At 43.9% G+C, this 24,887-nt stretch carries 18 protein-coding genes, 2 tRNA genes and 1 riboswitch; of the genes, 8 read left to right on the plus strand and 12 right to left on the minus strand.

From position 1 onward, the window contains the following. Positions 1-36: 36 nt before the first annotated feature. The gene (locus NYP55_RS03255; RefSeq protein WP_415691461.1) at positions 37-189 is read right to left on the minus strand and encodes a hypothetical protein; all 153 of its coding nucleotides are present in this window, start codon (positions 187-189) and stop codon (positions 37-39) included. A 113-nt stretch (positions 190-302) separates the two neighbouring features. Continuing rightward, a riboswitch (M-box (ykoK) riboswitch) is annotated at positions 303-463 on the minus strand. A gap of 264 nt (positions 464-727) precedes the next feature. Then, a complete protein-coding gene (pgi, locus tag NYP55_RS03260; protein ID WP_115794307.1) occupies positions 728-2,422 on the minus strand; it encodes a glucose-6-phosphate isomerase in 1,695 nt (564 codons plus the stop codon). A gap of 335 nt (positions 2,423-2,757) precedes the next feature. Between pgi and NYP55_RS03265 the strand changes: the two genes are divergently transcribed. After that, positions 2,758-2,830 (plus strand) — tRNA-Thr (locus NYP55_RS03265). Positions 2,831-2,866: 36 nt separating this feature from the next. Next, positions 2,867-2,947 (plus strand) — tRNA-Leu (locus NYP55_RS03270). Between the two features lie 71 nt (positions 2,948-3,018). On the opposite strand, the gene NYP55_RS03275 is transcribed toward NYP55_RS03270, so the two are convergent. The 3 genes from NYP55_RS03275 to NYP55_RS03285 form a co-directional block, all read right to left on the minus strand. Further along, the gene (locus tag NYP55_RS03275) at positions 3,019-3,702 is read right to left on the minus strand and encodes a non-canonical purine NTP pyrophosphatase (RefSeq protein ID WP_472781571.1); all 684 of its coding nucleotides are present in this window, start codon (positions 3,700-3,702) and stop codon (positions 3,019-3,021) included. Between the two features lie 80 nt (positions 3,703-3,782). Further along, the gene (rph, locus tag NYP55_RS03280; protein WP_004112121.1) at positions 3,783-4,547 is read right to left on the minus strand and encodes a ribonuclease PH; all 765 of its coding nucleotides are present in this window, start codon (positions 4,545-4,547) and stop codon (positions 3,783-3,785) included. Between the two features lie 85 nt (positions 4,548-4,632). Then, a complete protein-coding gene (locus tag NYP55_RS03285; RefSeq protein WP_472781572.1) occupies positions 4,633-6,678 on the minus strand; it encodes an ABC-F family ATP-binding cassette domain-containing protein in 2,046 nt (681 codons plus the stop codon). 496 nt (positions 6,679-7,174) lie between these two features. On the opposite strand from NYP55_RS03285, the gene NYP55_RS03290 reads away from it, so the two are divergent. After that, positions 7,175-8,329, plus strand: a complete 1,155-nt coding sequence (locus NYP55_RS03290; RefSeq protein WP_018623157.1) for a quinone-dependent dihydroorotate dehydrogenase — start codon at positions 7,175-7,177, stop codon at positions 8,327-8,329. A 69-nt stretch (positions 8,330-8,398) separates the two neighbouring features. Here NYP55_RS03290 and NYP55_RS03295 read toward each other — a convergent pair whose 3' ends face one another. From NYP55_RS03295 to NYP55_RS03315, 5 genes are all read right to left on the minus strand, one after another. Further along, complete coding sequence (locus tag NYP55_RS03295) at positions 8,399-10,822, minus strand: transglycosylase domain-containing protein (protein WP_020758660.1); 2,424 nt, start codon at positions 10,820-10,822, stop codon at positions 8,399-8,401. Between the two features lie 97 nt (positions 10,823-10,919). Next, positions 10,920-11,639 (minus strand): Crp/Fnr family transcriptional regulator, encoded by a 720-nt coding sequence (locus NYP55_RS03300; RefSeq protein WP_004131732.1) that lies wholly within the window; start codon positions 11,637-11,639, stop codon positions 10,920-10,922. Between the two features lie 30 nt (positions 11,640-11,669). After that, positions 11,670-14,246, minus strand: coding sequence for a S9 family peptidase (locus NYP55_RS03305; protein ID WP_472781573.1), 2,577 nt, complete (start codon positions 14,244-14,246; stop codon positions 11,670-11,672). A 95-nt stretch (positions 14,247-14,341) separates the two neighbouring features. Beyond that, on the minus strand, positions 14,342-15,652 hold the full coding sequence (locus NYP55_RS03310; RefSeq protein ID WP_472781574.1) for an App1 family protein: 1,311 nt from the start codon (positions 15,650-15,652) through the stop codon (positions 14,342-14,344). Next, a complete protein-coding gene (locus NYP55_RS03315) occupies positions 15,636-17,156 on the minus strand; it encodes a L,D-transpeptidase (protein WP_004133405.1) in 1,521 nt (506 codons plus the stop codon). The genes NYP55_RS03310 and NYP55_RS03315 overlap by 17 nt, the downstream gene beginning before the upstream one ends. A 293-nt stretch (positions 17,157-17,449) precedes the next feature. Between NYP55_RS03315 and NYP55_RS03320 the strand changes: the two genes are divergently transcribed. The 4 genes from NYP55_RS03320 (at position 17,450) to rpiA (ending at position 22,238) form a co-directional block, all read left to right on the plus strand. Then, positions 17,450-18,583, plus strand: coding sequence for a diacylglycerol/lipid kinase family protein (locus NYP55_RS03320; protein WP_004133407.1), 1,134 nt, complete (start codon positions 17,450-17,452; stop codon positions 18,581-18,583). Positions 18,584-18,613: 30 nt separating this feature from the next. Continuing rightward, complete coding sequence (gene pgm, locus NYP55_RS03325; RefSeq protein WP_004131727.1) at positions 18,614-20,287, plus strand: phosphoglucomutase (alpha-D-glucose-1,6-bisphosphate-dependent); 1,674 nt, start codon at positions 18,614-18,616, stop codon at positions 20,285-20,287. An 85-nt stretch (positions 20,288-20,372) separates the two neighbouring features. Next, positions 20,373-21,407, plus strand: coding sequence for a ribonuclease H family protein (locus NYP55_RS03330; RefSeq protein WP_018642970.1), 1,035 nt, complete (start codon positions 20,373-20,375; stop codon positions 21,405-21,407). A gap of 132 nt (positions 21,408-21,539) precedes the next feature. Next, the gene (gene rpiA / locus NYP55_RS03335; protein WP_004131725.1) at positions 21,540-22,238 is read left to right on the plus strand and encodes a ribose-5-phosphate isomerase RpiA; all 699 of its coding nucleotides are present in this window, start codon (positions 21,540-21,542) and stop codon (positions 22,236-22,238) included. A 199-nt stretch (positions 22,239-22,437) separates the two neighbouring features. Here the strand turns inward: rpiA and NYP55_RS03340 are convergent, their stop codons facing one another. Both NYP55_RS03340 and NYP55_RS03345 read right to left on the minus strand, forming a co-directional pair. Then, entirely contained in the window at positions 22,438-22,527 is a 90-nt protein-coding gene (locus NYP55_RS03340; RefSeq protein ID WP_004268639.1) for a 30S ribosomal protein bS22, read from the minus strand. 170 nt (positions 22,528-22,697) lie between these two features. After that, complete coding sequence (locus tag NYP55_RS03345) at positions 22,698-23,330, minus strand: hypothetical protein (protein WP_004131724.1); 633 nt, start codon at positions 23,328-23,330, stop codon at positions 22,698-22,700. 91 nt (positions 23,331-23,421) lie between these two features. On the opposite strand from NYP55_RS03345, the gene radA reads away from it, so the two are divergent. Beyond that, a complete protein-coding gene (gene radA, locus NYP55_RS03350) occupies positions 23,422-24,873 on the plus strand; it encodes a DNA repair protein RadA (RefSeq protein WP_472781575.1) in 1,452 nt (483 codons plus the stop codon). Positions 24,874-24,887: the final 14 nt, after the last annotated feature.

Genomic DNA, 24,887 nt, shown 5'->3' on the forward strand with positions numbered 1-24,887 from the left:
AAGCTAGTAAGCCTAATCAGCTAAATCACTAAATCACTAAACGCAAGTATTTTGGCGGCGATTGCTGGCTTTTTTATATTCAGGAGGAACGTCCGTACTACTACTAACACTGTCTGAATCGTCACTAACAGTGTTAACAGTATTAGAAGTATTAGCACTTTGATTACAACTCGTACTGTCATGTTTCACAGCAATCACCTCCTCTAGCTTGTGCGCGCCAACGCAAAACCGTACTATCGCATCGTCATTGAATCGGACGGCAAGCAAGAAGACACAATGTGATTTACAAATCAAAAGAAATCAACATTAATCTTGTCGTTCAAGCTTCAGCTTCGCAGGGCGATGGCGTTGCATTAGTCGAAGCCTTGAAATCGACAACGACTGTTGACCAACTTGCAGTGTCTCCACTGTGTTGCGGCAGCAACCCGTATCCCCGTGGTAGCCTTACCTACCGACCGTGCTCATTATAAATTATCACTACTTTTAAGTCAACCTATTTTTGAATTGATTTGAGAAGATTAGCCACCACAGATTCGTTAGATTTGTCTCACTCGTAAGACATTTGTAACACTTTTTAGCGGCAAAACGTTACAAACGCATTATGTGAACTACAAATATAACGCAAACTACACTAGCCGTGGGTTGAAAAAATAAAAAAAGCCTCTTGAAGAATTTAATCAACAAGAGGCTTTAGATCAACAATCAAATAAGATTGCTACTCGCTCACTTACTTGCGATGAGCGCGGTAGAAGCGAATCAAGCTCTGCGTAGAAGCATCCTGAGCTGCCAAAGCGCTATCATCCTTAGAGATTGCAGGAGTAATCTGCTTTGCAAGCTGCTTGCCAAGCTCCACACCCCACTGATCGTAAGAATCCAAGCCCCAAACAGTGCCTTCAACAAAGGTGATGTGCTCGTAGAGAGCAATCAACTCGCCCAAGCTAAATGGAGTCAAAGCATCGCCAAAGATGGAAGTGGTTGGACGGTTGCCGCTAAATACGCGAGCTGGAACAATCTCTTCTGGAGTGCCTTCAGCGCGAACTTCGTCTGCAGTCTTACCGAAAGCAAGAGCCTTAGTCTGTGCAAGATAGTTGCCCAAGAAGAGCTCGTGAACATCTTGATCGCCATCCTTAGTAGGATTTGGAGTGTTCACAAAAGCAATAAAATCAGCTGGAATAAGCTGAGTTCCCTGGTGAATCAACTGATAGAAAGCGTGCTGGCCATTGGTGCCTGGCTCACCCCAGAAGATTTCGCCAGTTTCGCTGGTTACAGGAGTGCCGTCCCAGCGAACCGACTTACCGTTGGATTCCATAGTGAGCTGCTGCAAATACGCTGGGAAGCGATGCAAGTACTGATCGTATGGAAGAACAGCGTGGGAAGCAACCTTGTAGAAGTTGCGGTACCAAACGTTGAGCATACCAAGAAGAACAACAACATTCTTCTCGAATGGAGTCTCAGCAAAGTAGGTATCGATTGCGTGGAAGCCCTTCAAGAATTCCTCAAAGCGCTCTGGTCCCAAAACAACAGCCAAAGAAGTGCCAACAGCGGAATCAACGGAGTAGCGGCCGCCAACCCAGTTCCAGAAGCCAAAGGCGTTGGTTGGGTTAATGCCGAACTCTTCAACCTTTTCGAGGTTGGTAGAAACAGCCACGAAGTGCTTTGCAACAGCTTCTGCCTTCTTTGCATCACTGCCGTCGATTGCGCCGCTCTCCTGAAGCTTGTTAAGCAACCATGTGCGAGCGCTACGAGCGTTAGTCAAAGTTTCCAAAGTGGTGAAAGTCTTAGAAACAATGATGAAAAGTGTGGTTTCTGGATCCAAATCCTTGGTCTTTTCGGCCATATCGTTTGGATCAATGTTGGAAACGTAGCGAGCGCTAATACCAGCGTCGGCGTATGGCTTTAAGGCTTCGTAAACCATGACTGGACCCAAGTCGGAGCCGCCGATGCCAATGTTTACAACAGTCTTAATGTTCTTGCCAGTGACGCCCTTCCACTCTCCAGAGCGAACTTCGTTAGCAAAGTCGTAGATGCGACCCAAAACCTCGCGAACGTCGGCAACGGTATCTTGGCCGTCTACAATAAACTTGCCAGCGTCTTCTGCTGGGCGACGCAAAGCGGTGTGCAATACTGCGCGGTCTTCGGTGTTGTTAATGTGCACGCCAGTGTACATTGCCTTAGTGCGCTCGTCGAGCTTAACAGCCTTAGCAAGGTTTGCGAAAAGCTTAAGCGTTTCTGGCTTAATCAAATTCTTAGAAAGATCGAAGTGGAGATCTCCAGCTTCGAAGCTCAACTTATCCACGCGATTTGCATCTTCAGCAAACCACTTCTTCAGGCTCACGCCTTCGGATTGCAACTCATCATAGTGCTTTTGCAATGCAGCCCATTCTGGGGTCTTAACGGCGTCAACTGGTGGATTGATGGCCATTTCTAGGTCCTTTCATCTTTATTAAGTGATGTGATGATTTATAAATGTTTTATATAAATGTTTTAAGTCTAAGCACAATCTTTGGCACACTTAAACACAATGCAAAATCATCATGAATCGTAAGCAGAAATCATAATGTAAACAAGTGTAAAAATGAGCTTAAGCAAGGTGCTTGCATCACATCTTCCAATTGCCAAGATACTCACAAAAGCGGACAGAAATACACTTTGACTAGAACACATGCGAACATTACGGCGCGGCGCACTAGACAAAATCGAAATATTCATATATAGTATTTGATTTGTGCGCGAGTCGCGAATGCTTCTCGGGCAATTGCCACTTTAGCTCAGTCGGTAGAGCGTCTCACTCGTAATGAGAAGGTCGACAGTTCGATTCTGTCAAGTGGCTCTTAAAAACCCATTTTTTGCCTGTTTAGGCGATTTTGCGCGAGTGGCGGAATGGTAGACGCGCAGGATTTAGGTTCCTGTGTCTTACGACGTGTGGGTTCAAGTCCCATCTCGCGCACATTTTGTAGTTTAATCGCAAGCTAAAGTCGTGAGTTTATCGCAAACTCAAGTCGCAAATTCAAATCACAACTATTTAACAAACATAGCTTTTAATTCAGGCAAAAGCGCTCTTAACGCACTTCCGCGGTGAGAAATCGCATTTTTTTCTTGCTGACTAAGCTGCGCGCTAGTTAAATCGTGCATTTGAACACCATCCCTAACGGGCTGATTGTTTGGCACAAAAAGCGGATCGTAGCCAAAACCATTGCAACCTCTAGGCTCGCGAATCAAGCACCCAACCATCTCTCCCACGCAAACAGTCTCAAAACCGTTGTTTTTCCACATAGCGTTTTCCAGATCCGCATCAACGCAGTCTTTAGGAACAGCAAGAGCCGCCGCGCATCTAAATCGCGCCGTTCGGCATTCGTCTGGAATATCCTCAAGCTGCTTAAGTAAAAGCGCGTTATTTGCCTTGTCATCTCCATGAACACCACTCCAACGAGCAGACAATATGCCTGGAGCCGCGCCCAAAACGTCTACAATCAAGCCAGAATCGTCAGCAACCGCAGGCAATCCAGTTCTTTGCGCAACGTCTCTAGCCTTAATTAGCGCGTTTTGCTCAAAAGTCACGCCTGTTTCTACTGGATCTGGAAGTCCAAGAGAGCCAGCAGTAACAAGCTCAATATGCTCCGATATTTCCGCAAACTCTTCGTTAAGAATCCGCTTAATTTCAACGAGTTTACCCTCATTATGCGTTGCCACAACAAGTCTCACGCTCGCCACTCCTTAATAATTTATCGAATAAACAGATATAAACTTCTATAAGCTTCTATAAACTTCTATTTAATTTTGACTTAATTTTGACTTAAAGCTGCGCGCTGAGCCGCTTGAAGCTCGCGATTACCTTTGGCTGCCAAATCAAGCAAAACGTTAAGCTCATCGCGATTAAACGGACGATGCTCCGCTGTGCCTTGAATCTCAATAAAATTGCCCGAACCAGTCATAGCAACATTCATATCTGTCATAGCTTGACTATCTTCTACATAAGGCAAATCAAGCATTGGAGTGCCATTAATCACGCCCACTGAAACAGCAGAAACAGAGTCTTTAAGAACGTTTTTAGCGCTGCGAATATGCTTGTGCTTTTCGGCCCAATTTAGCGCATCTACAAGAGCAACATATGCGCCCGTAATCGAAGCTGTACGCGTGCCACCATCTGCTTGAAGAACATCGCAATCAATTTGAATAAGGCACTCGCCCATTGCCTTCATGTCTATAACGCCCCTAAGGCAGCGACCAATAAGGCGACTAATCTCGTGCGTGCGTCCGCCGATTTTTCCCTTAACAGACTCGCGATCGGTGCGCTCGGCAGTGGCCCTTGGAAGCATTGAGTACTCGGCTGTAACCCAACCTAAACCAGTGTCTCGCCTCCAGCGCGGAACTCCAATAGTAAAAGTGGCAGTGCACATAACGCGCGTATTCCCGCACTCAATAAGAACGGAGCCTTCTGGCACGTTTGTAAAATTGCGTGTGATTTTTACTGGTCGCAACTCGTCTACATCTCTGCCATCAAAGCGAATAGGTTTTACAGATTCCAACATATCCTTAATTTGAGCCATAACTCAACAATTTAGCACGCGGCATTAACTAGCACGCAGCATTAATCTTTAGCAAAATCGCGATGCAAAACTGTAGACTTTTGTATCAAATCTGCTCGCTAAGCTCAAGCCACTCTTCTTCTAACGCGCTAGATTCGCTTTGATTCGCCTGCAACTTTTCGTTAAGCTCTTGCAAGCCAACAAAATCGCTAGGATCGTGGCTTGCCATTTTTTGCTCAATCGCGCTTTTTTCTTCTTCAAGCTTTTCTAGCTTGCGCTCTATTGCCGCAACTCTTCTTGTAGCATCGTAGTACGCTTTTCCGCTTAATTTTGCTTCAGCTTTTTGATTTGACTTTTGATTTGAATCTAATCCAACACCTTCTGCAGACTCCGACTTTGACTCCGACTTACTCCCAGATTCCGCCGCAAAATCTGCCTTAGACTCTTGCATATTTGCACGCTCGTAGTCTTCCATAATCTTTAAATACTCATCAACTCCGCCTGGAAGATGGCGAATTTTGCCGTCAATCAACGCAAATTGCTGATCAGTCACTCGCTCAAGCAAGTATCTATCGTGAGACACAACAATCAAAGTTCCTGGCCACGTGTCTAGCAAATCTTCCATAACAGCAAGCATGTCCGTATCCAAGTCGTTTCCAGGCTCGTCCATTATCAACACATTTGGCTCGTTTAGAAGAATCAAAAGCAATTGCATACGGCGCTTTTGACCACCCGAAAGGTCTGCGATTGGCGTCATAAGCTGCTCGGGCTTAAAACCAAGCCTCTCCATAAGCTGACCAGGAGTCACTTCTTTGCCGTCGATTATGTAGCTTGGCTTGTATCGGCTCAAAACCTCTTTGACTTTATATTTTCCAAGCTTTTCCAGCTCTTCTAAATGCTGAGAAAGAACGGCAAATTTTACAGTTTTGCCAATATTTACATGACCTTTAGTTGGATGCAAAGAGCCGTCGATTATGCCTAAAAGTGTTGATTTTCCAGCGCCATTGGCTCCGACTATGCCGAATCGGTCTCCAGGTCCTATTAGCCACGTTTGATTGTCTAAAATCATGCGTCCGCTAATCGTTTTTTGTAATGCTGCACATGTTTCTTTTAATGGCGATTCTTCTTGCGATAATGACGATTCTTGCGATTCTACTTGCGATTCTTCTACAGAAATCGTAACGCTACCATCATGCGTAGGCTGCGAAAATGGCGATTTTACAATATCCGCATCGGATGCAGCAGGACTTGATGAATCCTCAAAAATTTGCGTAACGTCAATCAAATCAACAACTTGCTTGCCAAGTCGAGAAGTGGCCATTCGCTTTAGCTCAAGCGTATCTCGCATTGGCGGAACGTCTGCTATAAGCTCGCGAGCTTGCTTAACGTGGAATTTTTGCTTTGTAGAACGCGCTCGAGCACCTCTAGAAAGCCACGCAAGCTCTTTACGAGCCAAATTCCGCCTGCGCTCCTCGCGAACATCCGCCTGGCGTTCGCGCTCAACTCGCTGCATCATGTACGCACTGTAGCCGCCTTCAAACGGGTCGATTGCGCCATCGTGAACTTCCCACATAGAAGAGCAAACTTCGTCTAAAAACCATCTATCGTGTGTAACAAGCAAAAGAGCGCCCTGCCCGTCTTGCCACCTATGCAAAAGATGCTCCGCAAGCCAATGAATTGTAAGAACATCAAGATGATTTGTAGGCTCGTCCAAAGCCAAAATATCCCAATCATGCAGCAGAAGCCTTGCCAAATCCGCACGCCTACGCTGCCCTCCAGAAAGCGTACCAACCTTAGCTTCAAGGTTGATTCCGCCCAAAAGAGACTCCACAATTTCTCGCTGCTTTGAATCTGCAGCCCACTCGTAATCCTGGCGATTCTCCAATGCAGCTTGGCGAACCGTAGCATTATCGTCTAGCGGATCTCGCTGGCTTAAAATGCCAAATGTTAGGCCATTTCTACGCGTAACTCTTCCCGAATCTGGGTCAATCGCGCCTTGAAGAAGCTTTAAAAGAGTGGATTTTCCATCTCCATTTTTGCCTACGATTCCTATGCGATCGCCTTCAAAAACGCCTTGAGTTACGTCTTTGAAAATCGTTTTTGTTGCAAATTCAAGGGAAACGTATTCTAGTCCCAAATCATAAGTAGGCATAACTCACAAATATAGCTGTGCTGCTATACCATTCGCAAAAATTCACGACTTTGTAGCAGATTCAGACCATTTTACTTACAAAAAACGCCGCTAAGCACGGTAGAGATTCGAGATTTTTCGCCCTGAATGAGATGAACCTCAGCGCCGAAGGTGGTGATTCATCGAATGAAGAAGAAAAATCGAGAATCTCAGGCGATTAAGCAATACGCAATTGTTCAAACACGTAAGAGGGCTGGGTGATTCTTGGTCGAACAGTATAAGAGCGGCAGCCGATACCAAATAATCCAACGGCTCACGCCTACAAACAAACTTAAACCAAAAACAAAATCAAAGCCAAATCGGAACAACCGCAACAACAAACAACACGTAAGAGGCGGAGCGTTGTGAGACAAGAATTAGCCAGCCCTCAGCAACACTAAATAGGAAAATCCGCTCACATCTTCGCTTGACTTTGTACCAAAATTGCAAAATGCTTAAAGTCGTATAGTATTGAATCATGAGTTACGTATCTGAAAATTCTTTACACAATGCTGTGAATCTTGCTGCAACAGACCTCTTTACTTTTAGCTACAAGCACATTATTAAGCCGCACTTAGTGTTTAACATTCCGCCAGACGAAGCACACGACCGCATGATTGCATTTTGCAAAATAAGCGAGCGCATTCCTGGATTAATGTGGCTTTTGCGACAAATGCTTGACTACACAGATCCAATTTTACAAACGCAAGTTATGGGAGTAGATTTTGCGAATCCATTTGGCTTAAGCGCAGGACTCGATAAAAACTGTGATTTGTGCACAGTTCTAGACAACGCCGGTTTTGGTTTTGAAACAGTTGGCTCCACAACTGCTCGCCCATGCGCAGGAAACGCTAAGCCTTGGTATCATAGGCTTCCGCAATATGATTCACTTCTTGTTCATGCAGGTCTTGCCAATGACGGCAGCGAATTTGTGATTCCTAGAGTAGAAAAAGCGTGGACAAACGCTAAAAGCATGCAACTTTCTGTAAGCATTGCGCGAACTAACGATAATCTTGTTGGTGATTTAGACGAAGGTATTGAAGATTATCGCATATCTATGGAGCGCGCGAGCGGCAAAAGCTCCATGATTGAGGTTAATATTTCTTGCCCAAACACTATGGCTGGCGAGCCTTTTAGCAATCCAGATGCTTTAGATAAGCTTTTTAGTGTTTTAGATAAAGTAAGCAGACCTCAGCCAACTCTTGTAAAAATGCCTTTGAACTTAAAGGGAGGGTGGCCTCAATTTAAGTCTTTGTTAGACGTTTTAAGCGCGCATAAGGTTGATGGCGTGAGCATTGCAAATTTGCGCAAGAATCGAGATGGGCTAGACATTCCTGCAGATTGGCAAGGTGGAATCTCAGGGGCTCCAACTTACAATGCAAGCAATGAGCTTATTAAGCGCACTAGAAGCGAGTTCGGGTCTCGCTTTGCAATTGCTGGAATCGGCGGAGTATTTACCGCTGAACAGGCGTATCAAAAGATTAGAAACGGCGCCGACTTAGTTATGTTCGTTTCTTCTCTTATGTACAGAGGCCCTCAACAAATTACAACATTAAAGCGCGGTCTTGCAAAGATGCTTAGAAAAGACGGCTTTAATAGTGTTAAAGATGCTGTTGGAGTAGACGCGCTCTAGGCGAGAGTCGCACTAGTGACAACAAACACTAGCGGCCACACACTAGCAACAAACACTAGCGACCAAACACTAGCGAGTTCCGCCAGAATACGAGCTGGAGGTATCTCTACTGCTGGAGTCACCAGAATATTGGTCTTGCCTTCCGTCGCCCGTTGCGTAGCGTCCGTTTGTAGCAGCATCTTGTTGCGAGTTTTGATCACCTTGCGAGTTTTGATCACCTTGCGCACTCTGATCGCTTTGCGAACCCTGGCTTTGCTCTTGAGCTGCCTGCCTGCGCGCTTCTTCTTCCCTATCGCGCTGTTGTTGCAACTCATATTGCCTGCGCATCTGCTCGCTAGTCAACGGCATTTTTCCGCCAGCCATATACTTTGGATCTGGCTTTCCGTAATCGTTATCCATAGGCGTGTTAGATGCCTTTAGGTACGTATCCATAAACTTTTTCCAAGCAGGCATAGCAATGTAGGTACCATACCATGTGCTGTGGTAGACGCCATTAATGCGCATGTTGTTAAAGCTTTTTTGAACTTCCGCATTTCCAACCGCAATAAACGCAGATACCTTGTTTGGCACAAATCCAGCTGTTGCCATGTAAAAGTCTTCGTTAGTACCAGTTTTAGTAAACGTTTTTCGTCCACCTTCTAGCTGAGCCATATGCGCAACACCAGTTGGCTGAACAACGCCTTGATTAATAGCGTATGCTGCCGTTTGAGCAACCTTCTTTGGTATTGCTTGATGGCAATTAGCGCTAGGAACACGCAAACGCTTACCATTCTTGTCTACTACACGCTTAATGGCTATAGGATCGCATTGAACGCCATCAGCTGCGATTGTTGCATAAACATTTGCCATTGTAAGCGGCGAAGCTTGCACAGCACCAATCAACATAGGAGGATTGAACGAGTTCTTAGAAAACACATCTTCTTGACCCAGTGGCGAATTGTGATACCCCAACGTTTTAGCTGCCTCCGCAACAGCACAAAGCTTAAGCTGGGTTCCCATTGCTGCCTGAATAGTGTTATGAGAATGAACAAGACCCATTAAAGGCGTTTCTGGGCTAACACTACCGCCACCAGAGTTTTGAACAGACCAGCGACCAATTCCACGATACCTTGCACAAGAAAAATCAGTGTTGTTATAAAGCATGCTTGTTCTTAGAGGCTGATTAATCGACTTTCCAGCAAGCAACCAAGCAACAATGTTAATTGGCTTCCACGTAGAACCAATCTGCCAGCCTAAGCCGCCGCCGTCTCGCTCGTCTACAGCGTAGTTAATCGCAGTGTGCGTAGGGTCTGATTTTGCTGCATCTGTAGCATCGTAAATACGGTTGCTTCCAAATCCAAGTACTTCTCCAGTTCCAGGCTTAATCGCAGCAATCGAAACTTCAAAACCGCTTGGATCGTTGATTGGAACAGTAGCCCTAGCTGTGTCCATTGCAGAAGAGTTTGCAAGAATATCCATTGTTGTGTAAATGTCTAATCCGCCTTCGTTAAGAAGCTTTTGACGCGCAACAGTGGTTTTACCAAACTCGCGAGAATTCAATATTTTTTTAGTAACGTAATCGCAGAAGAATGCAGCGTCTCCAGCAGCTTGGCATCCAACATTTGCAACTTCGTGCTGAATATTAAGCGTATCTTTAATTGGAATTTTTGCAGCATCATCATGCTCTTTTTGGCTTATAAAATTCTGCCTAAGCATTAAATCAAGAACAATATTCCTTTGCTTTTGCGATTCTGGCCAATTTTCTTCTATAGAAGGATCATACCTAGAAGGATTTTTTGTGATTGATGCAATCGTTGCCGCTTGAACAAGATTAAGCTTTGCTGCAGTAGTGTTAAAGTAGCGCTTTGCAGCTGTTTCTACACCATAAAGATTATTACTACCGAATTGCGCAACGTTTAAGTAACCCTGCAAAATCTCTAACTTTGAGTATTTTTTCTCCATTTGAATTGCGATTAGCATTTCTCGCAATTTTCTAGCAACAGTACTTTCTGCAGCATGATATTCCGATATAGGATCGTTATCTTCCCTAGCTTTAATCATAAGAACGTTTTTAACGTACTGCTGCGTTAAGGAAGAACCACCTTGCATATCTGACTTTTTAATAAACGTTTGCACAAACGCACGCATAACGCCTTGAACATCTACGCCAGAATGTTCAAAGAATCGTCGATCTTCTCGAGCAACCATTGCTTGTTGCATATATTGCGATATTCGCCTAAGCGGCACAACAGTGCGGTTTTGAGCATAAAAAGTGGCAATAACAGTTTTGCCATCGGAAGCGTATAATCGCGATTTTTGAGGCAAAGCAGTAACGTCAAAATCAATACCATCTACCCTAAGAGAAGGCACAACAGACTTAACAACGCTGTTTATGCTCATTACCCCTGGAACAAATAGAATACTAGAAGCTACACCACCTGCAACACACAAAGTGATGTACGTAAGAAACAGTGCGAGTACTCTACGAGTTGTTAGGGATTTCTTTTTAGGCATGCGTACTATTCTAGAGGGTTGCCTCTACGTTGCGGCACGCAAAAATCGCGATTTACAAGATTTACGCGATTTGCACGATTTGCATGATTTGCACGATTTATCTTTCTGCTCGGCGAATCAACATTCCAGGCTCGTAAATAATAATCGACCTTCCGTGCCTTTTAATCCAACCTCTTTGCGCAAAATCCATCAACGCTTTATTAACTGTTTCTCTAGAAGATCCAACCAATTGCGCAAGCTCTTCTTGAGTTAAATCGTGAGGAACAAGCACGCCTTCTCTAACAGGCTCTCCAAATCTAGAAGCAAGGTTCAAAAGCGTTTTTGCTAATCTTGCTGGAACGTCCATAAAAACAAGATCAGAAATATGCTCGTTGTTTGCTCTTAAGCGAGCAGCTAAAACTTGAAGCATATCTACAGCAACTCGCGGATGATGACCTAACCAGTTAAAAAGTACTTCATTTTCTAGCCACAGCACGCGAGTTTTATCTGTAATAGCAATCGCAGAAGCCGTACGCGGCCCGCCATACGGGTCAAAAACAGGAATCTCCCCAAGAATTTCCCCATGCGTGTGAATGCTAAGCAATTGCACACGATTATCTCTAGAATGACGAACAAGCTTAACGCGTCCGCGCTCCAAAAGATACATGCGGCGATCCGTATCTCCTTCGTTAAAAATCGCCTGCCCCTTAGAAAAAACCGACTCATGCAAGTGTTCTAGCAGCTCCCTCGCTTGGTCTAGTGGCACTTGCTTAAATAACGCTGTATGCGTTAACGGAAGGTCTTCCGCATAGGGCTTATCTGGCTTAATTCTTACCACAATCAGCCTCCAATGTGTTTTAAGGATATTCTACGAAATACCCATGGCATCTAAACACCACGCGTTTTCGTAGCAAACTTCTTCCCACTTTTTATATCTACCAGAGCCTCCGCCGTGGCCACCTTCTGTTTCAACGCGCGCAATCGCATCCACTCCAGCCGCTTGCAATCGCGCAAGCCACTTAAGCGGTTCCGTAACAAGAACGCGAGTGTCGTTAATCGAAGACGTTATAAGAATCTTTGGAAACTCACTTGCATCAACGTGTTCAGGCACATTCTCGTAAGGCGTATACGACTTTAGATACGCGTAATCTTGCGCATTGTGCAACGGGTCTCCCCACTCGTCCCACTCGGTAACAGTAAGCGGCAGCGAGTCGTCCAACATAGACGTAAGCGCGTCTACAAAAGGAACGTCCGCTTCGATTCCTGCGTAGCATTGCGGAGCCATATTTGCCACAGCTCCCATAAGAAGGCCGCCCGCAGAACCACCATTTGCAACAGTATGATTTGCATCAGCATACCCTGCTTGTTGCAAAGCGCGCGTAACGTCTACAAAATCCTCAAAAGTGTGTTTTTTATTGCGCCGCCTGCCATTCTCATACCACGCGCGACCCATTTCTCCGCCGCCTCGCACATGCACTTGCGCAAAAAGCACGCCTCTGTCTAACATGCTTAAACGCGCAACAGAAAAATACGGATCGCTGCTAATCTCGTACGCTCCGTAAGCGGTTATAAACATTGCGTTCGTTTTTGCAACAGCGTCTTTTTTCCACACTAGCGAAACTGGCACGCTCTCGCCGTCTCGAACTTTAACCCACACTCGTTTTTCTGCGTAGTCGTTTTCGTTAAAATCGCCTAAAATTTTTCCGCGCTTAAGCAAAACGCTTTCACCTGTTGCTGGGTCTAGTTCTTTTAACGCTCCAAGAGTTGCGTAACTTGAGCAAGAATAACGTATTTTTGGCGCTTCATAACACGGATTTCCCGTTGCTCCAATAAGGCTGATTCTGCTATTTTTGGCTTGTTCAAGACTTATTTTAGACAATTCTTTGCGAGCGCTAGTGGAACGGAAGCTTGCGACTTTTGCGCAAGAATCGCTAGCCTCCAACGAATCGTTAAGCGCCAAAGAATCGCAAGAAACCGCGCAATCGAAAGAATCTCCTACAAACCCATCTTCTTTTACAAGACGGAATCTCCATGGGCAGCCAGTCTTAAAATCTTCAACGGCATTGCTTTTAGTCATAACTGCCAATTGAGGCAAGCCATTCGCGCGGAAAGAAAGAGCAACGTAGTTTTTATAAACGCTTAAACCATCTACACTTAAGCCGCGTAATCCTTGCAAAATCTTAGGATTTTGGCTGTTGTAATATGGCGCACTAATGGCTTTTTTACTCGCGCCTTTTTCTATTAAATCACCATTTTTACATCCGTATGGAGACCCTTGCGCAATGCAATAACCTTCGCCAATGTTAAATGGCATTGAATCTGCAGAGTATTTTCGCAAATCTATAACATCAATTTGAAAATTAGGATTTTTAAGATTGTGGCTTACAAACATTAGTGGAATATCTTTGCCATCTTGCCCAGCATTTTCAAAGCACGCAAACGAAACGTCGTATTCTACGTTTTCTATAGGCTTAAGAACCATTCTAAAATCGCCTTCTGGAGTGCTTAGAGGCAACATTAACACGCGTGAAGTGGTTTTAGAGCTGCTGTTTATAATAACGCTTCGCTCGTCGAAGCTTTCGTACACGCTAACAAAAAAGCGTTCGTCTAAATCTTCAAAAACTTTAACGTCATTTTCTACACTTGTTCCAACCTTATGCCTAAACACTTGGTATGGCCTCCAAGCACTATCTAAAGTTACGTAGAAAACCCATTTTCCATCTGGCGTTAAAAGCGCGGAAGATATGCCTTTTATGCAATCCGAAAGTGTTACAAAACTATTGTTATAGCGAGTGTTGTAATCTGCACTTTCGCTACCATTTTCTTCGATATTTTCGCCATTTTTGCAATCAAAATCGCCACTTTTATCCGCGCAAAAATCGCGAATATAAAAGTCAAATCTTTCATCGCCTTTAGAATCAACTCCAAACAGCATTCGCTTACCGTCTAAGCTAATATCCATTCCGCCAAGCTGAAAGAATCCGCCATTAAAACGGTTAGCTTCTATATTTGCATCAAAAATAACCTCTTCGCATGGCGTTTGACCAGCATGAGCGCGCTCATCTATAACAGGCGGATTCCAATCATCTTCGCTCTTAATTTTCATACGGCATTGAACGCCATATTGTTTTCCTTCTTCTGTTCTAACGTAATACCAATAGCCATCCACGCGCGTTGGAACCGACATATCTGTTTCTTGAATACGGCTCTTTAACTCACTAAACAAATGTTTACGTAAAGGCTCTAAACTAGAAACGCGTTTGCTAGTGTACTCATTTTGAGCATCAATATACTCGCGCAACTCCTTGGATTTAGCGTTACTCATCCACGCATATTCGTCTACAAACACATCGTTGTGGAACTTACGAACGTAGTCAATTCGTTTTGCAAGAAGTGGCTTTTTAGCAGTATTAAAATCACCAACTTTTAGCGAATTATCTTCCATTTATAACCTTTACAATCTTTATGATCTTTACAACACTTACAACACTTAAAATATTTGCAACACTTACAACACTTAAAATCAGTCTTTGATTAAAATCATTCTTTGCTATTAACAGAATCCATAATAAACGGAATCATAATATCTTCTAGCAAATTGCCATTTTGAGCAGCAAAGAATGGAACACCTTCAAAAGTACCAGCTGCACCCTTAGCTTCAACAAAAATATCATTGCAAGTTTTAGCAACTCTAGAAGATGCAAGAGTCACACCAAAATTCTTAGACATGCTTCGCCTAAAATCAACCAAAGTTGCATCTTTTTTAAGCTGACGTATGCCAACAGCAAGAACGCGATTTGGGAATTTTTCAATGATTTTTGCATAAGTCGAAGGGTCTTTTTGACCGTCATCTCCAATAAGAACAAATCGCATGTCTGGAAAATCATCCATAAGCTGTTGAGCAAACTCAAGCTTGTGCTGTGGTCCAGTTGGAACAAAAGTCTTAGGACGCGGGTCTAAATCCCTAAGAAGAAGAGGTCCCGCAGGAAAACCTTCGCGCAAAATAAAGTGTCGAATTGAAGCTTCCACATTCCAAGGAGAATTGGAAAGGTAGAAGAAAGGGGTGCTAGGAATTGAATCCTTAATACGCCTAAAAAAGTGACTCATTCCATCAACAGCATGCCTATGTTCAGGATTCATAATAAGCAAATTGTAAGCAGCTCTAAGAGGAGAAGGCGCTTGAGTGACCATAATAGTATCGTCAACGTCGGAAATAATACCTAAAGGCGTTTGCTCCGATATAACAAACATGCTTGCTTCAACAGGATTGCGATTATCAACCTTGTACGAAACCTTGTATTCACCTGGCAAAAGCGACCTTTCGGTAACCAAATCCAAGTAACCCGAACAATCCGAAACGCAATATTCTGCGCTGCTGTTATATGCAGAATCTGGCTTATCGTACACGGAAGAATCGCCAACCTGCGCCCATTCAACAGCAACATTATCAATACTTAGAGCAACCTTAACGCGAATTGCAGGAACAACAAGCATTGCGTAAATACCGCGCTTTAACGCAGAATGATGTCCATTTTTAGGCGCTAAAACGGTTCGGCAAATCAAGCGTGCGTAGCGGTCGGTACCGTAACCAATATATGGCTCAACGCTAGGGAACCAACCAAAATGCCGAGCGATTTTGCCACTTATGCGCACCCAAAGTCCAAAGCTAGACGTTGCAAACTTTCTAGCAAATTGAACAATCGGAGGCTTTTTATCTAAGCGCTCTTCGCTAGAAGGAGCATCAAACAGCGTTTCTGTAACACGAACCTGAATCGGAGTGCTACTAACTCTTCTAGATGCAGCAGGCAAATCGCCCTTCAAATTCGCTGCTTTATTAGCGTACTGGTCCATCTGGCTGTTCTCCAACAACTTCCACAACGGTTCCGCGAGGGCAGTTTTCAAACACCCACTTTGCGTCCTGCTCATACATGTTTATGCATCCATGAGAACCGTACTTTGCAGGATATCCTTGAGATATACCAACATTGTTCCAAAGAGCTGTGTGGAATGAGATTCCGCCGTTAAAGTAGCTAACCCAAGTAATTCCAGGCAAGAAATACCTAGAGCCGTTTCGGTTAAATCCGCGCATATCTTGCACTCGGTAGCGCAAGTAAATAAAGTACGTTCCGTTTGGCGTTTCGTAATAACCGTTTGAGCCACTGCAAACTGGGAATGTTTTAAGAAGCTGATCATCCTTGTAAACGCTTATTGTTTGGTTTGACTTGTTAACAACAACGCGCATGTCAACAGTCTTTTTTTCGATTCCAAACTTAACAACGTTTGTTGGAACACTAAGCTTTGCATCTGCCGACTTTTCTACAGCTTGAACAACTTTATTTGCAAAGTCTTTAGAATACTTAACTTCTATACCATTTTCACCCTTAAGCGTTGTTAATATAAACTTTCCTTGCTTGTTATAGGTATCTTCTTGGTCTACTTTTTGTTGATTAAGATTCTTAACAAGCTCTTTAGAAAGCCATGCGTCGGCAGCAGAGGCATCAACCTTGTACGAAATCTTCTTTTTTGCACAATCTGCATCAATCTTAATCCAAGATGCTAAAACAGCCTTTGAAAGCGTAAAATCTTTTGAATCACCATTGTCTAACGTAATTTTTTTAGATAGCAAATTATTGAGTTGATCAACAGTTTTCTGCGCTACATCACGTTTAATTGGAGCTTCTACCTTACGAGAGCCAACCGTAACTTTTACTGTTTTACCAGGATTTTCTAGAACACGCTTAATGGCCTCGCGAACTGGCAAAGTTATGATTGTACGCCCTGGAACACCATCTTCTACAACATAAGAGTTAGAAGAAGAATCGAACTTAGCAGTATAAGGCATTGCCCTATCTTTTTCGCTAACAAACTTTTTAACAATGTACGCGTCCATACTTTCGTTGTCTAACTTGGCTTTAAGCCCAACGTTTTCTTGCAACCAAGGCATAAGCATTGTAAACACGTTATTGTGCTTTGCGCGCATAACGTTTTGCACAGTTGCGCTTTTATCTACACTTACCGATAAGTCTTTAAGTGTTTCAACAGAGCTTTTTCCAGAATCGTCTTTAATCTCAATCTTTGTGTTTTCAATCGCCCTATTTACAGCATCTGTGACTTTTTCAATCTGCGCGCCCGAAACTTCACTGCTGCCAGCAAAATGCACTCCAGGAGCAACACGGTTATGGAAGTATGCTTGCGACCCTACAAAAGCCGCAACTACAAGTATTAAGAAAATAATAAACGAGTAAAGCAATACAAGCGCAGACTTATTGCCTTTAACACGTTTTTTCGATACTTCAAATTGTTCAGTATCGTCGGATTCAAAAACGCTCATATTATTTTCTTGCGATTCAGACATAACCTTAAACCTCTGCTAGTTCTACGCGCAAAACGCATGTTGCAAGCTTATCACTTGCTTAGCATATAAAAATCATATAAATGGCACTAACTAAGCAAACATGCCAACGTCAAAATGTAATTAAGCGCATAATCAAGCTCATAATCAATGCGCCAATAAAATGCCGCAATCAAGCTCTAATCAAATGCCGCAATGCGTAAAATAACGCAATAAGTGATGAAAATGTAAAGAAATAATCAAATTTTATAAATAATAATGTCCATATATTAAAGATGTGTGCAAGAATAATAAATATGCCAGATATGCCAATTCAAGCAACAATTGCGTTAATGGTGATTGTTTTTGCGCTAGTTTTTGCGCCATTCGTCATCATGATAGTTACGCGTACCCTGAAGAAGCATCATTTAGCAGAAAAACTGGCAGAAAGGCATGGAGACAGCGTTCACTACGCTTTTATAATAAATCCTTCTAAACCGCAAGCCGAAGAATACCGAAAAAGCATTAAAGATTACTGTGCTTCTAACGATTTTACGTACGAAATAATAGATACGCAGCTTAATAAAGACGGGCGCGAATGCGCGCTAGAAGCTTTGAAAAATGGCGCAAATGTTGTTGTTGCTGTTGGCGGAGATGGTACTGTTAGAACAGTTGCGAGCGCAGTTAGCGGAACAGACCACGCAATGGGAATAATTCCAATTGGAACGGGAAATTTGTTTGCGCGAAACATGGGGATTCCTGTAGACAATGTTCAAGCTGCGCTAAAAGTGGCAACTAGCCATGGATCTAGGTTTGTTGACGTTGGTCGCGTTTTTATACTCGATAAGCCGTACGAAGACCACGGTCATGCGTTCTTGATTATTGCGGGAATTGGATTCGACGCGCTTATGATAGACGACACTAATCCTGCACTTAAAAAGAACATAAGCTGGCTTGCGTACTTTGTTGCAGGCGTTAAGCACTTGTTTGCGCCAAAATACCGCGGAGACGTTACTTTTACGCGCAAAGATGGAACGGATTACACATCTAGTGCAATATCTTTCCGCACGCTTATGGCTGGAAATTGCGGCCAGATTCCAATGTTTTCACTTATGCCAAATGCTGCTTACGACGATGGCATACTCGACTTTGAGATTATTGACACTTCTGGCGGATTAATCGGATGGGCTAACTTGTTTGGAGATGTTGTGCACCAAACCGTTACAGGAAAAGCGCAACAAAGCCCACTTTCTACAAACTCCAAGATTGACCAATCGCAGGGTATTGAAGCCGAAGTTAAGCTAGAACGGCCTGCTCCTGTGCAGGTTGATGGAGATATTTTAGGCTACACAAAACACTTGCGTTTTAGCGTAGATAAAAGAGCATTATGCGTGCGTGTGCCAGAGAGTTTGCAATCTTCTTTAACCCAAAATACCGCCGACTTACATTAAAATACCGTCGCCGTGGCAAAATAAAAAATTATGGTAGCAAAAAATGCGGGAATGCCCGCCACCCCAGAAGATCTAGTAGACGTTGACGCTTTGATTTGCGCTTACTACGATGAAGTTCCAAATTCCAATATTCCAGAACAGCGCGTTATTTTCGGCACGTCTGGTCACCGTGGTTCTGCGTTAAAAACTTCGTTTAACGAAGCTCACATTGTTGCAATCACACAAGCCATTGCCGAATATCGCAAGAAGGCTGGCGTAACTGGCCCACTTTATATTGGTAGAGATACGCACGCTCTTTCCGAGCCTGCTCAAAAAACCGCTATTGAGGTTTTGGTTGCTAACGGCGTTCACGTTCGTGTGGACTCGCGCGGCGACTTTGTTCCAACGCCTGTTGTGTCGCAAGCTATTTTGACGCATAATCGCGCAGCTGATGGCACTCAGCGTTTTAGCGGCGAAGGTTTGGCAGATGGCATCGTAGTAACTCCTTCACACAATCCTCCAACCGACGGCGGTTTTAAGTACGACCCTGTAACTGGCGGCCCTGCCCCAGCAGACGTAACTAATGCGATTGCAAACCGCGCAAACGAATTGCTCGACAATTACAAGTACGTTAAGCGCGTGCCTTTCGAGGAAGCAATCAAGTCTGATTTGGTTGAAGGCTTCGATTACCGCGAACACTACGTTAGCGATTTAGCAAACGTTATTGACTTCGATGTAATTCGCTCTAGCGGTGTGCGCTTGGGAATTGACCCACTCGGCGGCGCAAGCGTAAACTACTGGCCACTTATGAACGAAAAGTACGGCTTAAACATTGGCGTTGTGCGCCCAGATGTTGACCCAACTTGGCGATTCATGACAATTGACCACGATGGCAAGATTCGTATGGATCCAAGCTCCCCTTACGCAATGAAGGGCTTAGTTGATCAGCTTAACGCTGGCGCTTGGGATAAGTACGATTTAGTTGGCGGCACCGATCCAGATGCTGACCGCCACGGAATTGTGTGCCCTAACTGGGGCGTTATGAACCCGAACCACTACATTGCAGTGTGCGTGGAGTACTTGTTCGGCGGCGCTCGCCCAGATTGGCCAAAGAATACTGCTATCGGCAAGACGCTTGTGTCTTCTTCTTTGATTGACCGCGTAGCTGCTTCTATTAACGCTAAGCTTGTGGAAGTTCCTGTTGGCTTTAAGTGGTTTGTTGACCCACTCTTTAGTGGCGAAGTTGCTTTCGGCGGCGAGGAAAGCTCTGGCATGAGCTTCTTGCGCAAGGATGGCCGCGTGTGGACAACCGATAAGGATGGCTTGATTCCTGATTTGCTCGCTGCAGAAATCACTGCAAAGACTGGCAAGAATCCTGCTCAGCTTCATCAAGACCAGGTTGCTCGCTTTGGCGAAAGCTGGTACAAGCGCGTAGATACTCCAACCACTCTTGAGCAAAAGCAAAAGTTTGCAGCTCTAAGCGGAAACGACGTTGAAGCGACTAAGCTTGCTGGCGAAGATATTACTGCAAAGCTCACTGAGGCTCCTGGAAACGGCGCTAAGATTGGCGGCTTGAAGGTTACAACTAAGAACAATTGGTTCGCTGCTCGCCCATCTGGTACCGAGAACATTTACAAGGTTTACGCTGAGTCCTTCGTTTCTCCAGAAGCGCTAGATAAGGTGCTTGAGGAAGCTACTGCTGTAGTTGACAAGGCTTTAGCGTAACGCTTTAATTGCGATTAGTTAAAGTTAACAGCTTCTATATGCGCTGGTTGCTGATGCTGCCAGCGCATTTTTGAAAGGTTTTGCAATGATTGTTGTTTCTACAGACGGATCTGCTCTAGGAAATCCAAACGGATCAATGGGCTGGGCTTGGGCAGACCACATAGACGAAGCGGGCAACGCTCACGAGCACAATCACACTGGTAACGCGGATGCAGGCGGAGCTACTAACGGCACGAATCAAATAGGCGAATTATGCGCAGTTCTAGAAGCTTTGCGAGCACATCCTGGAAGCGAGCCTTTAACAATCGAAAGCGACTCGCAATATGCGATTAATTGTGCAACAACTTGGATTCATGGTTGGAAAAAGAACGGTTGGAAAAACTCCAAAAAAGAGCCTGTAAAAAATGCAGAACTTATTCGCGCAATCGATTCGGAGATTTGCAAGCGCAAAGGCTCCGTTAAGTTCGTTTGGGTTAAGGGTCATGCTGGAAACGCTGGAAACGAGAAAGTTGACGAGCTTGCTAGAACTTATGCCGAAGATTGCCGCAGCAAATTGAAGGATGGATATTTGCCACTAGAAGGGTGGAAATCGTTGATTTCTTCCTCATATTCAGATGGCGTTGACGTTCCGCAAGACGCAAAAATGCTATTGGATGGAAAAATTTCTAGTAGCGAATACCACATTGGCAGATGCGTTGGAGAAGATATTAATCCTGATTTTAATGGCAATAATACGCGTGAAACAGAGCGTGAAACATTTAGCGATACCACTAAATACGCAAATAACAACGCTGCTTGCGACTCATCTACGCAAATCATTAATACAAATGATGAATCGCCAGCAAATGATGAATCGAAAGCCGATGAAGATTCGCATGAAAATAACGAATCCAAAAATAGCGAATCCCAAAATAAATCAGAGCAAAAATATAAAGCAGTTCCAGGATTGCGCGTATGCGGAACATTGCAATTTACGCCTGCTCCAAACACAAGCCCAAGTTTTAACGGAAATCCACGATTTATAACAGGCACAATACAGTTAAGCGGATACGTTATGCCAGATGGCACTTTTAACTTAGAACCAACTGAATTTTATATGCAAACAAATGCTAAGAAATAACAGAACAAAATTCTTAAAGCAGACTAATATGTAATATGTATGAAACAGATGCGATTAGCAATCACTAAAAATCGCACATAATCGCGCAAAACAGCGCGGTAACAACCTGCAAAAGCAAGAAAGTAGGCACACATGGATAAAGCACAACAAGACGCGCTAAAGAAAGCAGCTGGCATTGAGGCCGCAAAAATCGTACAAAATGGCATGATGGTTGGACTTGGAACTGGCTCTACAGTGCGATTCTTGGTAGACGAGCTTGGTCGCAGAGTTAAGGAAGAAGGCTTAAGCTTTACTGGAGTTACAACTTCTCGCCGCACGCAAGAGCAGGCAGAAGGCTACGGCATTAAGATTCTTGACATTAACGATGTTGACCATATTGACGTTACGATTGACGGATCAGACGAAGTTGATAAGAACTTTAACGGCATTAAGGGCGGCGGCGCGGCTCTTCTTTGGGAAAAGATTGTTGCAATCAACTCCGATCGCATTGTGTGGATTGTAGACGCAAGCAAGGTTGTAGACACAATCGGCAAGTTCCCACTGCCTGTTGAAGTGATTCCATTTGGTTCTGCTCAAGTGATTCGCAAGTTCGAGAAGCGCGGATACAAGCCAGTTTTGCGCTTGGATGCAAACGGCAAAGAAGTGCGCACAGACGAGAACAACTTTGTTGTTGACTTGCATTTGGAGCGCATTGACCACCCACAAGAGCTTGCTAAAGACTTGATTGAAACTGTTGGCGTTGTTGAACACGGCCTGTTCTTGAACATGGTTGATACTGTGATTGTTGGAGATCCAAACGGTCCTCGCACGCTTACAAATCCAAATAAGTAAGCTGCATAATCCAGTCATAATCTAATATTTAACCAATCATTTCCCGAGAATGTATGTAAAATTAGTTAATTTGCATACGTTTTCGGGAAATTTTTTACAATCTTCAATCGCAATAAGTCAATCGAAATAAAAAAGCGCTGGAAAATCCAACGCTTTCAAAAGTGTTACGTGCCCAAACGGGCAGGCGCGCCAAACAGCATTACTTACGCTGATGACGAGTCTTACGCAGCAGTTTGCGGTGCTTCTTCTTGCTCATCCGCTTGCGGCGCTTCTTGATGACAGAACCCATCTGAAGCCTCCATTCATATGTAAAGTGTGCAACTTGCCTAATGTTACACCGTTTTGACGACTTTGGAAAATCCTAAAGCAAAGTTTTACAAAAACACATGCAAAACATGCGCAAAACCATACGTTAAACACATACAAAACACATACAAAACAGCTTATATTTTGCAAAGTTTACATTGGGAATTGCTTATAGAATCTTTCAACAGATTGCTTTGATCCAGTTAACTCAAACACAGCTGTGTCGTTTTGCCAAATGGCACTAGCTTTAGCTTTATTGCCCGACTCAGTCTTTAACACATAGCTGCCAGTGGTTTTCCCAGAAACTTGAATTTTTCCAGAAGCAACATCTACCCCACTTAATCCATCTAGCAAAAGCTCATATTGCTTATTCGCTAGGTCGCGACTGCTCCATTGAGCAACAACAAGCGAAACATCGCTTCCAGATTCTCCTGTTGAATACTTAACTGTGTATTCTTCTAAAGGAGAAGCCGAAGACCATTTTGCACTAGCAGAAGCATCAACACGAGCAAAATCAAGAACAGTATCTGGCATAGCTTTTAACAGAGCAGTAGAAGTGCTAGGCAAATCTTTAGCCTTAATAGATGGCGTTTTTGCAGAAGGCACATGCGTTTTAGCAGATTGCGCATTTTGCTGGTGATTTAACGCCCAACCTGGCCAAACAAACGCGGAAACAATTGCCAAAACAACAACTATTAATGCAACAATAAGCACTTTTCGTAAATTGTTATGAGACGCAGAAAATCCTTGCGAAGAAGTAGAAGAATTATTTGTATAAGAATTCATTTTTTACCCCACATAACACTGTTAAACATACTTGGATTATCTCACAAAAGTATGACGGCAAAATGTCTATAAATGCAGCTAGCGTCAAATCATGGCTGCAAAATCTTCTACTTATTACTTGTGCTCCGAATGTGGTTGGAGTGGGTCAAAATTGTACGGCCGCTGCCCAGAATGCGGCGAATGGGGTACACTAAGCGAGTTTAGCGAGCCAAAGTTGCAAAGTGGCGTTTCTAAAGCTTTAAGATCGTCTAGAAATTCAAGAAGCGCAAAAGCTAACGCGATTGCTGCGTTAAACATCGATTCCAGCGTAGACGCACAGCCGATTAGCAGCATTCAAGCAGATAATGGAATTAGAATACACACGGGATTTAGCGAATTTGACCGCGTTTTAGGAGGAGGGCTTGTTCCAGGGTCCGTAACGCTTATAGCAGGCGAGCCAGGAATCGGAAAGTCTACTCTGCTTTTAGAAACCGCTGGAAAAGTAGCTAAAAATGGCGGCGAATCCACTCAAAGCAACGAGTCTGCAACAAATTTAGTCTTATATATTTCTGGCGAAGAATCAAAGTCGCAAGTAAAATTGCGCGCGTCACGCATAAACGCTATAAGTCAAAATCTTCTTCTTGCTTCTACAACAGACTTAAACACAGCTTTAGCATTAATCGAAAAGTATAAGCCAACACTTGCAATTGTTGATTCAGCACAAACTATTGTTTCTAGCGATGTTGATGGCATTACAGGAGGCTCCACTCAAGTTAGAGAAGTAGCTAGCGCGCTTATTGACGTTGCTAAAACTTGTAATATTCCAGTGCTTTTAGTTGGTCACGTTACAAAAGACGGCTCGATTGCAGGCCCGCGCACGCTTGAGCATCTTGTAGACACAGTTTGCCAATTTGAAGGAGATAGTCAAACTGCATTGCGCATGCTTCGCGCTGTTAAAAATCGTTTTGGACCTACAGACGAAGTTGGATGCTTCGATATGAGTGGATGTGGAATTGAAGAAGTCCCCGACCCTTCTGGACTGTTTTTGTCTTCTAACGAGGATTGCAAAAACGAAGGCACATGCGTAACGCTTACTTTAGAGGGCAATCGAAGCCTTGCTATTGAGGTTCAAGCGCTTGTTACAGACTCTGTTCTACCTGCTCCTAGACGTGCGGTTTCGGGAGTAGATGCAAACAGAATCGCTATGCTTACAGCTGTTTTGTATAGGCATGGCGGATTGAATCTTCTTGCTAAAGACATTTACGTCTCTACGATTGCTGGCGCTAAGGCAAAAGAGCCTTCTTGCGATTTAGCAATAGTTGCATCTCTTGCAAGCGCTGCAAAAAATAAGCCAGTTTTGCCTTTTACATGCGCAATTGGCGAGATTAGCTTGACTGGCCAAGTTCGATCGGCTTCTAGAATGGAAACTAGACTTAAAGAAGCTGCAAGAATTGGCTATAAACGTGCGATTGTTTGCCATTTGCAAAAAAAGATTCACGTTGCAGGAATTGATGTAGTTGAAGTAAATAATCTTAAAGAAGCGTTGAAAGCGCTGGGATTGTAGGAGATTAATGGAGA

The organism is Gardnerella sp. c10Ua_31 (assembly GCF_055700915.1).

Bases quoted from the DNA above. Each gene is read 5' to 3' on its own strand.
- NYP55_RS03285 (WP_472781572.1), bottom strand. From the start codon at position 6,678: ATGCCTACTTATGATTTGGGACTAGAATACGTTTCCCTTGAATTTGCA.
- NYP55_RS03295 (WP_020758660.1), bottom strand. From the start codon at position 10,822: ATGCCTAAAAAGAAATCCCTAACAACTCGTAGAGTACTCGCACTGTTT.
- pgi (WP_115794307.1), bottom strand. From the start codon at position 2,422: ATGGCCATCAATCCACCAGTTGACGCCGTTAAGACCCCAGAATGGGCT.
- NYP55_RS03315 (WP_004133405.1), bottom strand. From the start codon at position 17,156: ATGTCTGAATCGCAAGAAAATAATATGAGCGTTTTTGAATCCGACGAT.
- rph (WP_004112121.1), bottom strand. From the start codon at position 4,547: ATGGCTCAAATTAAGGATATGTTGGAATCTGTAAAACCTATTCGCTTT.
- NYP55_RS03340 (WP_004268639.1), bottom strand. From the start codon at position 22,527: ATGGGTTCTGTCATCAAGAAGCGCCGCAAGCGGATGAGCAAGAAGAAG.
- NYP55_RS03310 (WP_472781574.1), bottom strand. From the start codon at position 15,652: ATGGACCAGTACGCTAATAAAGCAGCGAATTTGAAGGGCGATTTGCCT.
- NYP55_RS03305 (WP_472781573.1), bottom strand. From the start codon at position 14,246: ATGGAAGATAATTCGCTAAAAGTTGGTGATTTTAATACTGCTAAAAAG.
- pgm (WP_004131727.1), top strand. From the start codon at position 18,614: ATGGTAGCAAAAAATGCGGGAATGCCCGCCACCCCAGAAGATCTAGTA.
- NYP55_RS03330 (WP_018642970.1), top strand. From the start codon at position 20,373: ATGATTGTTGTTTCTACAGACGGATCTGCTCTAGGAAATCCAAACGGA.
- NYP55_RS03345 (WP_004131724.1), bottom strand. From the start codon at position 23,330: ATGAATTCTTATACAAATAATTCTTCTACTTCTTCGCAAGGATTTTCT.
- radA (WP_472781575.1), top strand. From the start codon at position 23,422: ATGGCTGCAAAATCTTCTACTTATTACTTGTGCTCCGAATGTGGTTGG.
- NYP55_RS03290 (WP_018623157.1), top strand. From the start codon at position 7,175: ATGAGTTACGTATCTGAAAATTCTTTACACAATGCTGTGAATCTTGCT.
- NYP55_RS03320 (WP_004133407.1), top strand. From the start codon at position 17,450: ATGCCAGATATGCCAATTCAAGCAACAATTGCGTTAATGGTGATTGTT.
- rpiA (WP_004131725.1), top strand. From the start codon at position 21,540: ATGGATAAAGCACAACAAGACGCGCTAAAGAAAGCAGCTGGCATTGAG.